The sequence below is a fragment of the Dolichospermum compactum NIES-806 genome, assembly GCF_002368115.1.
Lineage (GTDB): Bacteria > Cyanobacteriota > Cyanobacteriia > Cyanobacteriales > Nostocaceae > Dolichospermum > Dolichospermum compactum.
The window spans coordinates 1,352,699-1,368,117 of the sequence record NZ_AP018316.1 but is presented as its reverse complement, the minus strand read 5'-3'; the positions used below and the strand labels follow the sequence as shown (position 1 = coordinate 1,368,117).

Here is a 15,419-nt window from a genome sequence, read left to right as displayed (position 1 = left end):
TAGGTTGGGTTGACGCAAGGAAACCCAAAATTTTCATGATTGTCTGAATCAGGATACTCAGGATTTCAGGATTTACAGGATTTTTGTTTTCATAATGATTTAGCGGATTTTATCATTTAAATAATTGTCTGAATCAGGATTTACAGGATTTCAGGATTTACAGGATTTTTGTTTTCATAATGACTTAGAGGATTTGATCATTTAAATAATTGTCTGAATCAGTTTATTATCATTTTCAAAATTAGAATGTTAACATAATTTCGGTGTTATTAAAAATATTAATTTCTTAATCCTAAAAATCCTGAAAATCCTGATTCAGACAAATATTTAATCTCTTAATCCTGAAAATCTTAAAATCCTGGATATCCTGATTCAGACATATTATCTAGAAATCGGCATTCTTGGTGGTGCTGTTTTCCACATTAAATCAATTTCTGCTGGTGTGAGTTGATAAGCTTGATTAACCAAATCAGAAAGACGATGTTCTAATTTTAAAGCTTCATTTTTCCGACTTTTAATTTCGGGAACATAATCATTATGTGCTTTACGTAAAGCTGTAAATGCTGGGATACTTAAAGGATCTGAAGATTTTTTAGTAGTTTTTGATTTTGGCATTCTTTTTCTAACTTCCTCTACAAAATCGGTAAATTCCAAAGCAGCAAAATCTTCTAGTTTATTTCCCAGTTTTTCAATTTTGTATTCTATTTGCAACCAGTCGAGAACATCTTTATAAACTTGTCCGTTGAGTTTGGTAATTTCAATTAAACGAGTGACAATTGTTTCTACTTCTGCGCGGATTTCTTCTGTAGGTTGTGCAATGGGTAAGGTTTCCATTAACTGACCAACAGGTGTTAAAGCCTCATCTTTCATGTGTGGTAAATATCGCCAATTATGCCACCAAATAAGAGGAGAATTTAAAACTCCAAGAATATATAGATCAGCCTTTGGTAATATAAAGCCTTTATTATTTGTAAAATAACCTTCTGTATCATAGCTATAAGCTGGATGAAATTGTATTTCCTGATAAATAAGTTTAGGTTGTTCAAAAAGATAATAAAATGATGGTGATGCTTGCCATTGCCACCATAACTGTTTACCGGCTCTAGCTTCTAACTTATTTCTATAAATTTCTAAATGTTGTTTAATAACAGGATATTGTTCTATATCTATATCTTTGTGAGCAAAAATGATCCAAAGTTTATCCCATTCAGGAATCCATCTTTTAATATCTTGACCTCTCAATAATGGTTTAATAATTTCCGCACATTTTGGGTCAGCTTGAACTAATTTATTCTTAGTAGCATCATCTATGAAAAAAGCCTCATTAAAACCTGTTTTTATTCCACATATCGGTTTAACTCCAGCAAACTCCTTTAATGGAACTCCTACCCGTTGAATTTTCCGCATTAAATCATCAACCGCAGGAGGTTCTAAACTCCAAGCATTAGCAGTAAACCGCGACCAAGGAATAGTGTAACTGTTTTCTTGATTCTGCACATATTGAATGAGGTTAATATTTTTCAACTCCTCACGAGGAACAGAACAAACTAAAACTTCCTCCTCCTTCTCCCTCCTCGCACCCCCCTCAGTCCCCCCGCTACGGGGGGAAGATGAGGATAAACTTTTGATATTCGAGGGTTGGGGTGGGGTGATTTTCCTTGCTGCGATAATACAGGGAAACGTATCCGCGTCTTCAAAAATTGGTGCGTGTCCAAAATCAATAATTTGTTCAAACACACTTGACTGAGAAAAGAACCGTCGCAAAGGTTCACCATAACCAGAACGTAACCATTTATTAGTGACAATATAAGAAAGAATTCCTTCTGGTTTGAGAAGATTTAAACCCTTCTCATAGAAATAAATATAAATATCTGCAACTCCATCATAAGTTTGATAATTTTCCTGTAAATAAGGTTTAAATGGTGATAATAACTCCTGACGAATATAAGGAGGATTTCCAATTACCACATCAAAACCACCTTCACTAAACACTTGAGAAAACTCACTTTCCCAAATAAAAGGTAAATCTGTAAATTGTGAATCAGCAACTATGGAATTACCGATTTTAACATTATCATCCAAATAAGTTAAAGTTTTTCCTTGAGTTGCAGTTTTTAACCACAAAGATAACTTAGTAATTTCTACAGATTCAGGAGATAAATCAACGCCAAACAGATTATTTATGAGAATAGTTTTATCTAATTCAATATTTTCTATAGTTTGATGTTTCAAAAACCGCAAATTATCATTAACTCGTTGATACTGACTTGCAAAATAATCAAAAGCCGCAATTAAAAACGCACCCGAACCACAAGCAGGGTCAATAACTCGCGTTTTTACTAATACTTCATCTCGGTAACTTTCCCAAAATTCAATTTCCCGTTTTTGATTTTCTGCTGTATCTGCGGATTCCTCTAATTTAAACTTTTCTCTTAATTCATTTTCTCGCTTTTGTAAATATCCGCCAATTGCAACTTCAACAATATATTGAGTAATATAAGCAGGAGTGTAAAATACGCCTAACTTTTTCCGCTTACCTTGTTTTTTATCAAATTCCTGTTTAGCAACATCCGCTTTTAATTCTTCTAAATCTGTAATTGACTGTTCAAAAATTCGTCCTAGAATATCTACAGAAACTTCCGAATCAAAATCAAAACGCGTCAGTTGTTTAAGTTTACTACATAAAGAGTCGGGAATATTTAATTGTGCATCTAAAATTTGATCATATTGGAATAATCCACCATTGTAACCGGGAATTGGGGGATCTTCATTACCTTGGTCAACCCAACGAAAAACTGCTTGATAATTGTCCCAAATTGGTCGAGGATTATAAGCATCTTTGCTATCATGAGCTTTGCTAATTGTTTTTTCTGGTAATAGTCCTCTATCCTCACAAAAAGCAATAAATAAAATTCTGTCTAATGTCTTTTGTGCTTTTTCAATTAATACTTGGTCAAAATTAGGAATATCCAACTTACTAGCAAAGCGAAAACGAAAATCTCTAACTATATTTAATCTAACTTGTTTATATTCTTCATAAAGCCGTTTAGTAACCTCTTCTTGTGCTTCCTCAGAAGTCGCTAATAACCTATCAATAGTAGATATATCTTTAACTGGTAAAAAACTTGGCCGACAAAGCAGAAAATAAAATCTTTTAAATTCCTCTAAATCTGCTAAATCAGTTAATAGGAATTGTTCATAATAAGCCGGAGTTTTATTAGTATGATATAATCGTAATTCTCGATAATTAGAAATAATAATCCAATGACAATCAGGAGTATAGTTAGCATAACGCCAACCCTGATCAACTGCGGATTCTTTTCTGCCTGGTTCGGGTCTATCTAAATCATCTTTTGTCCCTTTTAACTCAATTGGTGCAACAACTTTACCCTGTAATTTTACCTTACCTTTGTTATTTTCGGTCGCGGTAAAAAATCCTAAAGCTGCGTCAGCAGAACCACCACCATCAGCAATTGTTTGTTCAGCGTGAATTTCCCAAACTTTACCACCACCTGCAATAATCGAACAATAACCCAAAACATCTTGAAATATATCTTTGAGAAAATCACCATGCAAAGAAATCTCCTTTACTTGGTTAAGAGTACCTGAATTTAAAGCCTCAACCCATTTTTTAATAATTTTGTGCCGTGCTTCTAAATCTGAAGGAAATTTAAAATTACCCAAAGCATTTTTTAACGCCTTTTTCTGAAATAAAGCTTTAGAAACTTGTTGACTCATAACTATAATTTCTCAATGTATGTAAATTAATTAGATCCCTGACTTCTTTGAGAAGTCGGGGATCTGGATAATCACTTTTCACAAGGAGGTAACATATCAGATAAACGAATTTGCAAATCAGGAAACTCTAAAGGTGAAACAGTCCCATCTTCGCCAATAATTAGCTCACTTTTATAATAACCGTTTTCAGTCGGTTTTCTAAAAATGTGTAATTCACGTTTCACCACATCTAACACCCAATAATATTGAATTCCTGCCAAAGAATAAGCTTTGGCTTTAGTTTCACAATATAATTTTAAACTACTATCTGCAACTTCAATAATTAAATAAACTTCCGATGGTGTAGGATGATGATCTGCATAGTCCAAAGGATCAATTTTCACAACGGACTTTGAATGAAATTTGCCACAGGTATCAATTCACAGCTTAATATCGAGAGAGTTTTTTTTACACTATCAGCGACTTTTCAATCCACATCCTCTAAGGGAGAATTAGCTTGTTGTTTTCTAATTGCACGAGCAATCAAAGGAGCTTTGTTTTCTAATCCTGTTAGGGTAATATCACCATCAATATATAACTCATACCATACTCGACGCTGACGAAGAACTCTTTCATCATCCTGTAAAGGTAATTTTTTTAAAGTAAGTTCAGCCTTTTGGCGTTTTTCTTCTGGTACTGCATCAGTTATTACTAATTGTAGGGAAGGTAACAAAATTTCAAACCAATCATCTTCAACTTCAAATGGGTCAAGAATCTGGTTATCAAGAGTACCTTTACTACTATTAATCCAACCAGAAGCAAAACGGTAATTACTCCATTCATAAGCTAAATGAGGATGATTTTTAAACGAGAGAAAATGCTCTACATTCCCCACAGGTTCATACATAACAGTATAACCACAAAGATTACCAAAGCCATCAGCTAAATCACTTTTAAAATTTGACCAATAATCTTTTGGTCTTTTTTTATCTGGATTTTTTTCTAACCAATTATTACCTGGTTGTCGTACTTTTGCATCAAAATTTTCTGGTTCTGCTGGAGGATTAAACTTTAACATATTTACTATGAGTCTGATGATTTTTGATTTCTTCTTTCTGCTGTAACTATCCAACGTGGCCAAAATGGATCATGTCCCGGTAAAAGTCTTTGCAATTCCTGATGAATTTCTGATTGTGTTCTCAAATGTTCAGGAAAAGTATTCATATCATCATTACGCATCCACGCTTCTGCTGCTTCAATAGCGGTTTCTGATTCTTGAGAACGTGCTTGTTTTAGTCCAAATATTTCTGAAGTTAACCATCCTACAGTATCTCCCTGTTTAGTCCAGAACATTTCATTTAGTTCAACCTCTTTTCCTTGTAGTTCAAATAGAAATAATTTATCTTGTTCTTCATCAAATATTGGTTCTAACGAAGCTAAAACAAGGGGAGAATGAGTAGTAACTAAAGCTTGTATTGTGATATCTGATTTTAACTGATTGACTACTGATAAAATAGACGGTAAAATCGCTCTTTGCCAGCGAGGATGGAGATGAGACTCAATTTCATCTATTAATAAAACTATTTGATTCATTGGTTCTTGCTGCGTTAGTTCACAAGCTTTTTCGTGTTCATACCAAGTCCATACTAATAAATAAGCAAGTCCCAGAATCCTCTTCATTCCTGCTGATGCTTGGGTAATGGGAATATTACCATAAGGAAGATTAATTGTCGGAATATCACGCACATCATCCACAGATACTCGCGTGGGTTCTCCTATTTCTATCCATTCATCAGGATGAGGTGCAAGTTTTTTAATAACATCTGATAAAAATTGAAATGGCGTTTTTTGGGGTTGATTTTGCCATGTTACCCAATCTTGAATAAGACCGTTAGAAATAACTTTTCCTTTTAATTTTAACCCATTCCAAAGTGTATCAGGGGTAAAATTATAGGCATTTTTATGGTTACGAGCAGGATCAAAGACAGAAAAACTTCCATCAACACGAACAAAAATAACTACTCTTTTTAAAATCTTTAAAAAATCACCTAAATGCGATTTATTCTGCCATTTCTGCTCGGAAAAATCAAATTGACTCTGAACATCTATTTCAGAAAAAAGTAAGCCGCTATTTTGTATGTTAAGTTTGGATATAATTGTGGGTAATTGACTTGTATTTCTTTGCGGATAAGCGGGTTGTTCTACCCAGTTTCCAGTAAGTACCCACCAAGCAACATCTAGTAAAAAGCTTTTACCTAATCCATTATCCCCAGTAAAAATGTTGACTCTATCAGCAAATTCAACATCAAATTGAGGAGATGATCCTACAGACCTTAAATGAAGTTCTTTTAGCATTTAACTACTTCTCCACTGTATTTTTATTTACTTTAAACTAAATTTTAAACCTCACCAATAACCACAGTTTAACAAGGTGGTAACATATCAGATAAACGAATTTGCAAGTCAGTAAACTCTAAAGGTGAAACCGTCGCATCTTCGCCAATAATTACTTGAATTTCATAACCGGTTTGAGTCGGTTTCCTGAAAATGTGTAACTCACGTTTTACCACATCCAAAACCCAATAATCTTGAATTCCTGCCAAAGAATAAGCTTGAGCTTTAGTTTCATAATCTAATTTTAAACTACTATCTGCAACTTCAATAATTAAATAAACTTCCGATGGTGTAGGATGATGATCTGCATAGTCCAAAGGATCAATTTTTACAACGGAAATATCCAGTTGTGGTTCAGACCTATCATTCAATTTTACTGGGTCTTGAACACATATTAAAGCCCGATTTTTTAAACAATCTTGTAGTAATCTATCTATTCTTCCCACTGCTGAACGGTGCGCTGTTCCTTTTGCAATCATCCAAATAATCCTCCCCTCTAATAGTTCCACCCGTTCATCTGGTGCAAAAATACCCGCTTCATTCATGCGGTGATATTCTTCCACAGTCCACAAGCGCAATTGTAGATTTGTTTCTGTACTTTGCATAGCGGCTTTTGAGGTTGACTAGATATAGTTTAAATATATTAGATCCCCGACTTCTCAAAGAAGTCGGGGATCTGAGAATGATAATATTTATGATTACTTCTGGGTGATATGTTTTAGCAACCCTTCACAGGCATCCATTAGTAAATCAATCACCTGATTAAATCCTTCAACTCCGCCATAATAGGGGTCTGGAACTTCCTTAAGGGTGTGTGTAGAGCAAAAATCGCACATCAACCTAACTTTGGAATGATATTGCCCAGAACGGTCAACAGCGAGGATATCATCATAATTATTACGATCCATTGCCAAAATCAAATCAAACTCTTGAAAGTCACGGATTTGAAATTGCCGAGCTTGGCCAATGAGTTTAAATCCTAACTTATTCTCTGCTGCGGCGCTCATGCGTCTATCCGGCGCTGCACCAATGTGATAACCAGCAGTACCGGCAGAATCGCAAAGAATTGTATTATTTAAACTGGCTTGGTCAATCAGATGATTCATAATATTTTCTGCCGATGGCGATCGGCAAATATTCCCAAGGCAGACAAACAGTAACTTATAAGGCATAATATTTTGATTTAAGTTTTGTGTCAGTTGCCAGTTATTTTACACTACTGACCACTGACCGGGAATTTTAGATTTTAGATTTTAGATAAAAAAATTTGGTACGAGTCCCCATCCTTGAGAACGGAAAAATACTCGCTGCGCTGCGTACGCTTCGCTAACGTCAATTCCAAATCCAAAATTTTCGAGCTTCTACACTTTAGGTTGGAGTCAATCCAAAATCCAAAATCGTAAATCCAAAATTGAGTGACTACATTCCAGGTAATTCCAGTCCACTGGTTAGGTCTTCCATCCGTTCTCGCATGGTTTCGGTGGACTTTTTATAGGCATCTTTCATTGCCGCTGCGACTAAATCAGAAAGCACTTCTGGACCTTCTGCTAAAGCAGATGGAGCAATTTCTACTCGTTTGGGTTCTTGGTTGCCACTGACAATAACTTTAACAAGTCCACCACCAGATTCTCCGAGAATCTCCATTTGCTCCAATTCTTCTTGAAGACGCTTTGCACCTTCTTGAACTTGTTGCGCTTTTTTAAATGCTTCGGCTAGTTCTTTCATTTTGCCTAAGCCAAAGCCAAATCCCTGTCCTTTTTCTGCCATAACTGGTTATCCGCTGTACGGTTGTTTAGAAATCAAATTCAATTATAGATGCGATGAGTCATTGGTGATGGGTGATTGGTAATTGGTAATTGGTAATTTAATTACTCTTGCCTCTTGCCTCTTGCCTCTTGCCTTTATTTAGCAACCTGCTTGAAACTCACCCAACATTTTCACTTCTGGTTCTAGCCAAATTGACCAGCGTTCTTGCACCTCATTTTGAACATGACGAATGAGGGAGAAAATATCACTGGCTTTAGCTCCTCCCCGATTGACGATAAAATTAGCATGAAGTTGGGCAACTTGCGCTCCTCCTAATTGATAACCCTTGAGTCCGGTTTGTTCAATTAACCAACCAGCCGTATAGGGTTTAGGATTTCTAAATACACTGCCACAACTAGGATAGCTGTAAGGTTGGGTGCTAAGTCGGTGTTTTTTATGTTCCTTAGTTCTAGCTGTCACTTGCACAGGATCTGCTCCTGGTTGCAGTTGGAAGGTGGCTTGAGTGACAATTCGCTTACCACCTTGTAGCTGTGAACTGCGGTATGTATAGCCTAATTCCTCTGGGGTGAGAGTTACCAAAGTTCCATCGGGGGAAAGAACTTGAGCGCTAACTAACATATCTGCGATACAGCTACTATGCGCTCCAGCATTCATTACCACTGCACCGCCTACAGTTCCAGGAATACCCACAGCCCATTCTAATCCTTCCCATCCTAAAGCGGCTGCGTCCCATGCTAGAGTAGGGATGGGTTCGCCGGCGGATACAGTTAATTGACCTGTAGCTGGGTTAAAGTTTTTAGACCGGAGATGCCGAGTGGCAATGACTAAACCGGGTATGCCGCGATCGCTCACCAACAAATTAGAACCAGCGCCCAATACTGTGATTGCTAAATTATTTTCTTTTGCGTACTCAATACTTACTTGTAACGCTTCTAGATCATAGGGAGAAACATAGTGTTCAGCTTCTCCACCAACTCGATAAGAAGTAAACGCTGACAAAGAAGTATGGGTTTTTAAAGGACAATTCGTCCCTGGTAAGTAAATTAATTTACTATTATCCACATCATTTTCTGTTTGCAGTTGTGGAGTGAAATTAGAAAATTCGCAGATTTTGCCAAATCCCTGGGAAGTTATCATCTTTACTTCAATTTAGTGAATTTTTGACATTTGTTATTTATAGCAACGGACAAAGTAGTGAAGACATCAATTAACTGTGAAACTCAGCCTCAAAAAGGGTTTTACTCCTGACTTGGTGAATCTTGCCAGATGGCAGCGAATTGATGAAAATACTACTGAAGTGCAGTTCTTAGCCTAAGAAGTGGCGATCGCTGGTTCACTCATCATGGTAATCAGTTCGGGAATAGCCTGATTTAAGTTACCCGCACCTAAAAACAGCGCCAAATCCCCCGGACATAAGGTTTGCAGTAAAAACTCACTAACCAAAGATAAAGTTTGTTGATAAACCACTTCAGGATTGTGTTTACTAATCGCAGTAGCTAAATCCTGTCCACTCACTTGTCCTAAATCCGGTTCACCCGCACTATAAATATCCGTCAGCACAACCAAATCAGCATGAGTAAAGGACTCAGCAAACTCTTCTAAAAACGTTAATGTCCGCGTATAACGATGGGGTTGGAAGATAGCAACTACCCTTTGTCCCGGTCTAGCTTGCAGACGAGCAGCGGCTAAAGTAGCACGAATTTCACTAGGATGATGAGCATAATCATCAATAAAAGTCACCCCAGCCGCTTCACCTCGGAACTCAAACCGTCGTCTTGCACCTTCAAATGTAGCAATACCTTGGGCAATTTCTCCAAATTCTAATCCCAAAACTCTACCCACAGCTACTGCTGCTAGAGAATTGCTGAGGTTATGATGACTCAATAGCTGTAAATTTAATAAACCCAAAGCTTTACCCTTTTCCCATACCAAAGCTGTTGTGCCATCAGCACGATAATCTATATTGGTAACGGTGTAATCAGCACCTTTATCTGGGTAAAGACTATAGGTAATGGTTGGTTTAAACCTATCACGCACTGTCTCACAATCAATGCTACCCACCAAAGTTTTGCAACCTTGAGCAAAGGTTTGGAAGGTATCAACCACCTCTTCCAATGTCTCATAGTGGTCAGGATGATCTAATTCAATATTAGTAATAATACCAATCTCTGGAGCGTGTTTTACCAGAGAACCATCGGACTCATCTGCCTCTGCTACTAAATAACGGCTTGCACCCATTCTAGCATTACCTTCCCAAGCCTTAACTTCACCACCGACCAAAATTGTCGGATCAAGCCCAGCTTGCAATAGCATATAACCAATCATACTACTAGTAGTCGTCTTGCCATGAGTTCCTGCTACAGCGATACTGTAGTAATCAGCAATCAAAGCCGCGAGAACATCAGAACGATGCCAAATGGGGCAACCTAATTCTAGAGCCGCTTTATATTCCAAATTACTAGCATTAATGGCTGTAGAACAAATCACTTGGGGTAAAGTGGTTTTCACAGCAGAAAAGTTTTCAGGAGAAGTTAATGGTACGGTATTAGCCGCTACTTCGGGCAGAAAAAATTCCAAATTGTTGGCTTCTTGTTTACTGAAAATGTGAGCGCCCAGGGATTCTAACTTGTGCGTAATATGGTTAGCACGTAAATCTGAACCGGATACTGGCAATTGGCGTTTAGTTAGAACATAAGCCAAAGCAGACATTCCAATCCCACCAATCCCAATGAAATGAAATGGTCTGCCACTAAAATCTATAGAATTACTCATTTTTATTTACCTCTTACACCACACCAGAACCACATAAGACACGCGTATCATAACAGGATTTTGATTGTTACATATCCTAACTATGCCATCCAAAATATTCATCCCTGCTGAATGATTAAATTTTGACTTTCGTTTTGCTCTGTGAGCCAGATTACCCCCCGGTCGAAAATTCTTGCTGTTTTTAATCTGCCCATAAGATTATTCTGAAAATTTCTGCTACATCGGGAAAGAAAATTGTGTAAATTTAAATACATTTTGTTGTGATTGTTTTAGAACTAAGTAGCATAGACTAAGATATAGCAACTTGCATCACTTACCAAAAGCCTCTGTCGGAATTGACTACAATAGTACATCGGTAGTGAAATTATTGTGCAATTTATAAAAATCGTCATTAGTCAGTGGTCAGTTGTCAGTTGTTAAGAAGTTTTCCCTGCCCTCTGCCCCCTCGACTCTCATAGTTTATAAATAAAATCTGGATTTTTTTGTTGATCTAAAACTTTCTGGTTATAAATAGCCGCCCCCTTTGCGATATGATTGGGGTCAACGATATCAACTTATAGGCATAAATACAGAGGGCAAGACACTGTGATTAGAGTTGCAATTAACGGTTTCGGGCGCATTGGACGTAACTTTGCACGCTGCTGGGTGGGGAGAGAAAATAGCAATATTCAACTGGTTGGGATTAATGACACATCCGACCCTAGAACTAATGCTCACCTGCTTAGATATGACTCCATGCTGGGCAAGTTAAAAGGTGTAGATATTAGTGCTGATGATAACTCCATCACAATTAATGGTAATACAATTAAATGCGTATCTGATCGCAACCCAGACAACTTGCCCTGGAAAGAATGGGGAATTGACCTGATTATCGAATCAACAGGCGTTTTTACCAGCAAAGAAGGAGCAATGAGGCACGTAAATGCCGGAGCTAAAAAGGTTCTGATTACAGCCCCCGGTAAAAATGAAGATGGTACTTTTGTCGTTGGTGTAAATCATCATGATTATGACCACAACAAACATAACATCATCAGTAATGCTAGTTGTACAACCAACTGTTTAGCTCCCATTGCCAAGGTATTAGATGAAAAATTTGGTATCATTAAAGGTATCATGACAACTACCCACAGCTACACAGGTGATCAGCGTTTATTGGACGCTTCCCACCGTGATTTGCGTCGGGCTAGAGCAGCAGCTATCAACATTGTTCCCACTTCTACAGGTGCGGCAAAAGCAGTAGCTTTGGTACTTCCTCAGTTGAAGGGTAAGTTAAATGGTGTCGCTTTGCGCGTACCAACCCCTAACGTTTCCATGGTGGACTTTGTAGTGCAAACTGAAAAGCGCACTATTGCCGAAGAAGTTAATCAAGCACTGAAAGAGGCTTCTCAAGGTTCTCTTAAAGGCATTTTGGGTTACACTGAATTGGAACTTGTATCTTCTGACTATCAAGGTACAGATGAATCTTCTGTTGTTGATGCCAGCTTGACTCTTGTTATGGGCAATGACATGGTGAAAGTTATGGCATGGTATGACAATGAGTGGGGTTATAGCCAACGTGTTCTTGATTTGGCGGAATTAGTAGCTGCAAAATGGGCGTAATTGTCCTTTGTCAGTGGTCAGTCGTTCTTTGTTTGAAGACCACTGACTAATGGAATGGGCGGGGAAACCCCGCCTGAGCAAAATGTTGAAATCCCTGGCTGAGGCTTAAAACCTGGTCGGGGATTTCTGCTTTTTCGTGGTGTAAAATCACGTTTGAGCCTGGGGTAATTGTGCCAATGATGGCTGCACCTGTTCCTAGATTTTGTACTAATGCTAATGCTGTTTCTGGTGGTAAACACAGGACTAATTCAAAATCTTCGCCACCGTAGAGGGCATATTCTAATGATTTTTCTGGTGTTAGCCAGTTTTTAAAGGCTGATGATAAGGGGATTTTACTAAATTCTATAACTGCACCAACTTGACTGGCTCGGCAAATTTGTAATATTGCATCTGCTAAACCGTCGCTGCTATCCATGCCAGCAACGGTAATTTTAGATTTTAGATTTTGGATTTTGGATTGGGATTCTACAATTTTCCACAAAATAGGTAAGACATCTAAACGGGGGTTGGGGCGTTGATGAGCGGTGATTAAGGCTGCCTTGGCTTCAGTTTTGAGGTTTTGACCTATTTCTGGATTTAAGAGTAATTCTAAGCCTGCACGGGACGCTCCATGTATACCTGTGATGACAATAGCATCTCCTACTTGGGCAGTGGAACGACGGATGATGAAATTGGGGTTGGCTTGACCAAAGGCGGTAATTGCTAAAGTGGTAATGGGCGATCGCACTATATCACCACCTACTATGGGAACATGATATTTTGATAAGCATTCTGTCATGCCCTGATATAGTCTCTCTACCCAACTTACAGTTACATCTGCTGGTAAACCTAGTCCCACAGTTATTCCCACTGGAGTCGCCCCCATTGCTGCTAAATCGGACAAATTAGCCGCCGCAGCCCGCCAACCTGCATCCTCTGGAGAGGTGGTAACATCGCTAAAATGCACGCCGTCAATCAGCATATCTGTGGTGACAATTAAAGATTGATTTGGTAAAGTTTCCAATACTGCGGCATCATCACCAATGATATCGGGTGGACAAAAGCGTTGTAATCTTTCTAAAAGACCTTGTTCACCAATATCTCGAACTCGCAGGGAAGATAAATTATTATTCATAATAACATTTACTGATTACAGAAGTATCTGGTAAGCGTAAAGCTCAGTGGCTTCAGAGAAAGAGATATAAGCGACACGGGCGGTTTTAACCGCCTTTAATCTTGTACTGCTAAATATCTTGACAATCTTACGCCACAAATAGTAGTATAAGATTGGAAGTGGGAATAATGCTAATTTTTGAGTTTAAAGTTTACGGAAAATCAGTTCAGTTAACAGCAATAGATGATGCAATTCGTACTGCCCAATTCGTTCGTAATAGCTGTATTCGGCTATGGATGGATGTTAAAGATACAGGCAAAAATGACTTGCAAAAATATTGTGCTGTACTAGCAGCTAATTTACCGTTTGCTAATGAACTCAATTCAATGGCGCGACAAGCTAGTGCTGAACGGGCATGGTCTTCTATCTCTCGGTTTTACGATAATTGCAAGAAGAATATTCCTGGTTTAAAGGGATATCCTCAATTTCAAAAAGATTGTCGTTCTGTTGAATATAAAACATCAGGATGGCGGCTTGCTGATAATCGTAAATCCATCACATTTACCGACAAAAAGGGTATTGGTAGATTAAAAATCAAGGGAACTCGTGACCTTCATTTCTACCAAATCAACCAAATAAAACGGGTAAGATTGGTAAAACGGGCTGATGGTTATTATTGTCAATTTTGTATTGATGTGAACCGTCGAGAAAATGTAGAACCATCAGGAAATACAATTGGATTAGATGTAGGACTAAAAGAATACTACACCGACTCCAATGGTGTAATGATTGAGAATCCTAAATTTCTGCGTATTGGGGAAAAAGTTCTTAAACGTTCGCAACGTCGTGTTTCTAGAAAAATCAAAGGTTCAAAGAATAGGGGCAAAGCTAGACAGATTTTAGGAAAACGCCACCTCAAAATAAGTAGGAAACGTAAAGACCATGCTGTGAAATTAGCACGGTGCGTAGTTCAGTCTAACGACTTGATATCCTACGAAGATTTGAGAATTAAAAATCTGGTGAAAAATCATTGTCTAGCTAAGTCTATTAACGACGCATCTTGGTATCAGTTTCGTGTCTGGCTTGAATATTTTGGACTCGTATTCAAGAGGGTAAGAGTAGCGGTTAACCCGCAATACACGAGCCAAGAATGCTCTAGCTGTGGTGAAATTGTCAAAAAATCTCTGTCCACTAGAACGCATACTTGTAAATGCGGTTGTGTGATGGATAGAGATGAAAATGCGGCTAGAAATATCCTGAGTCGAGGATTGAGTACGGTAGGACATACCGGAACTTTTGCGCTAGACGCAAGCAACGCTTTAGGAGATAAGACCTCTATTCAGACTGGAGAAATCCTGCCTGAGTAAGTCATATCGTTGATTAAAGAATCTCAGTGTCTTTAGACCTGAGAGTGTCAATTTACAGACTAAAATAAAAGTATCATCTAGGACAATATTGATATGGTAACAACATTAGTAAAAAACCTCTCCTTTGAGGAATACTTAAACTATGATGATGGATTTGGTTTGAAGTATGAACTGGTTGATGGACAGTTAGAAATTATGAACCCACCAAAAATTGAACATTTCTTGATTGTCAATTTTCTTGATACAACATTAACAGCGGAAATAAAGCGTTTAACTCTACATTGGCTGTGTTTTCGGGAAACTGGGGTGAGAACAAGTAGAAACAAATCGCGGTTGAGTGATTTGTGTGTAGTCACCCTAGAAGATGCAAAGGAATTACAAAATACTTCTGCTGTATTTCAATCACCACCATTATTGATTATCGAAGTGGTTAGTCCAGAATCGGTAAAAAGAGATTATCGTTATAAACGGTCGGAATATGCAGCTTTAGGAGTTCCTGAATATTGGATTGTCGATCCTTTAGAGAATAAGATTTCTGTGTTATTTCTGGAAGAAGGATTATATGAAGATACGGTATTTACTGCTAATCAAAAAATTATATCGCGGACTTTTTCCGAATTGAATATTACAGTTGAGCAGGTATTCAATGCAGGTAATTTGGGATAGTCAGTGTAAATAGTGGGTTAGCTACCCTACAAATCTGAGATATT

General features: G+C 37.8%; 12 protein-coding genes and 1 pseudogene. 3 read left to right on the top strand and 10 right to left on the bottom strand.

Annotated elements, in window-relative coordinates; translation table 11 throughout:
* Positions 1 to 381: 381 nt before the first annotated feature.
* From CA730_RS06745 to murC, 9 genes and pseudogenes are all read right to left on the bottom strand, one after another.
* Positions 382 to 3,738 carry an Eco57I restriction-modification methylase domain-containing protein gene (locus CA730_RS06745; protein ID WP_096665468.1) on the bottom strand — a complete coding sequence of 1,119 codons (3,357 nt, stop codon included), beginning with the start codon at positions 3,736 to 3,738 and terminating at the stop codon, positions 382 to 384.
* Positions 3,739 to 3,809: 71 nt separating this feature from the next.
* Positions 3,810 to 4,127, bottom strand: a pseudogene (locus CA730_RS06740) (Uma2 family endonuclease); the annotation flags it as partial.
* A 77-nt stretch (positions 4,128 to 4,204) separates the two neighbouring features.
* A complete protein-coding gene (locus CA730_RS06735; protein ID WP_096665464.1) occupies positions 4,205 to 4,795 on the bottom strand; it encodes a hypothetical protein in 591 nt (196 codons plus the stop codon).
* Between the two features lie 5 nt (positions 4,796 to 4,800).
* The gene (locus tag CA730_RS06730) at positions 4,801 to 6,072 is read right to left on the bottom strand and encodes an AAA family ATPase (RefSeq protein ID WP_096665461.1); all 1,272 of its coding nucleotides are present in this window, start codon (positions 6,070 to 6,072) and stop codon (positions 4,801 to 4,803) included.
* A gap of 68 nt (positions 6,073 to 6,140) precedes the next feature.
* Complete coding sequence (locus CA730_RS06725) at positions 6,141 to 6,716, bottom strand: Uma2 family endonuclease (RefSeq protein WP_096665458.1); 576 nt, start codon at positions 6,714 to 6,716, stop codon at positions 6,141 to 6,143.
* A gap of 93 nt (positions 6,717 to 6,809) precedes the next feature.
* Positions 6,810 to 7,283 (bottom strand): low molecular weight protein-tyrosine-phosphatase, encoded by a 474-nt coding sequence (locus tag CA730_RS06720; RefSeq protein ID WP_096665455.1) that lies wholly within the window; start codon positions 7,281 to 7,283, stop codon positions 6,810 to 6,812.
* A 247-nt stretch (positions 7,284 to 7,530) separates the two neighbouring features.
* Positions 7,531 to 7,878, bottom strand: a complete 348-nt coding sequence (locus CA730_RS06715) for a YbaB/EbfC family nucleoid-associated protein (protein ID WP_096665451.1) — start codon at positions 7,876 to 7,878, stop codon at positions 7,531 to 7,533.
* 138 nt (positions 7,879 to 8,016) lie between these two features.
* Complete coding sequence (gene murB, locus CA730_RS06710) at positions 8,017 to 9,015, bottom strand: UDP-N-acetylmuramate dehydrogenase (RefSeq protein WP_096665448.1); 999 nt, start codon at positions 9,013 to 9,015, stop codon at positions 8,017 to 8,019.
* 174 nt (positions 9,016 to 9,189) lie between these two features.
* Positions 9,190 to 10,650, bottom strand: a complete 1,461-nt coding sequence (gene murC, locus CA730_RS06705; protein WP_096665445.1) for a UDP-N-acetylmuramate--L-alanine ligase — start codon at positions 10,648 to 10,650, stop codon at positions 9,190 to 9,192.
* Between the two features lie 585 nt (positions 10,651 to 11,235).
* Here murC and CA730_RS06700 point away from each other — a divergent pair.
* Positions 11,236 to 12,249, top strand: a complete 1,014-nt coding sequence (locus CA730_RS06700; RefSeq protein ID WP_096665442.1) for a type I glyceraldehyde-3-phosphate dehydrogenase — start codon at positions 11,236 to 11,238, stop codon at positions 12,247 to 12,249.
* 46 nt (positions 12,250 to 12,295) lie between these two features.
* On the opposite strand, the gene thiL is transcribed toward CA730_RS06700, so the two are convergent.
* Positions 12,296 to 13,363, bottom strand: coding sequence for a thiamine-phosphate kinase (thiL, locus tag CA730_RS06695; RefSeq protein WP_096665439.1), 1,068 nt, complete (start codon positions 13,361 to 13,363; stop codon positions 12,296 to 12,298).
* Between the two features lie 167 nt (positions 13,364 to 13,530).
* On the opposite strand from thiL, the gene CA730_RS06690 reads away from it, so the two are divergent.
* Positions 13,531 to 14,709, top strand: coding sequence for an RNA-guided endonuclease InsQ/TnpB family protein (locus CA730_RS06690; protein WP_096665435.1), 1,179 nt, complete (start codon positions 13,531 to 13,533; stop codon positions 14,707 to 14,709).
* 93 nt (positions 14,710 to 14,802) lie between these two features.
* The gene (locus CA730_RS06685) at positions 14,803 to 15,375 is read left to right on the top strand and encodes a Uma2 family endonuclease (protein ID WP_096665432.1); all 573 of its coding nucleotides are present in this window, start codon (positions 14,803 to 14,805) and stop codon (positions 15,373 to 15,375) included.
* The last annotated feature ends 44 nt before the right edge of the window (positions 15,376 to 15,419 follow it).

Coding starts and splice junctions, on each gene's coding strand:
- CA730_RS06745 (WP_096665468.1), bottom strand. CDS start 3,738: ATGAGTCAACAAGTTTCTAAAGCTTTATTTCAGAAAAAGGCGTTAAAA.
- CA730_RS06735 (WP_096665464.1), bottom strand. CDS start 4,795: ATGTTAAAGTTTAATCCTCCAGCAGAACCAGAAAATTTTGATGCAAAA.
- CA730_RS06730 (WP_096665461.1), bottom strand. CDS start 6,072: ATGCTAAAAGAACTTCATTTAAGGTCTGTAGGATCATCTCCTCAATTT.
- CA730_RS06725 (WP_096665458.1), bottom strand. CDS start 6,716: ATGCAAAGTACAGAAACAAATCTACAATTGCGCTTGTGGACTGTGGAA.
- CA730_RS06720 (WP_096665455.1), bottom strand. CDS start 7,283: ATGCCTTATAAGTTACTGTTTGTCTGCCTTGGGAATATTTGCCGATCG.
- CA730_RS06715 (WP_096665451.1), bottom strand. CDS start 7,878: ATGGCAGAAAAAGGACAGGGATTTGGCTTTGGCTTAGGCAAAATGAAA.
- murB (WP_096665448.1), bottom strand. CDS start 9,015: ATGATAACTTCCCAGGGATTTGGCAAAATCTGCGAATTTTCTAATTTC.
- murC (WP_096665445.1), bottom strand. CDS start 10,650: ATGAGTAATTCTATAGATTTTAGTGGCAGACCATTTCATTTCATTGGG.
- thiL (WP_096665439.1), bottom strand. CDS start 13,363: ATGAATAATAATTTATCTTCCCTGCGAGTTCGAGATATTGGTGAACAA.
- CA730_RS06690 (WP_096665435.1), top strand. CDS start 13,531: ATGCTAATTTTTGAGTTTAAAGTTTACGGAAAATCAGTTCAGTTAACA.
- CA730_RS06685 (WP_096665432.1), top strand. CDS start 14,803: ATGGTAACAACATTAGTAAAAAACCTCTCCTTTGAGGAATACTTAAAC.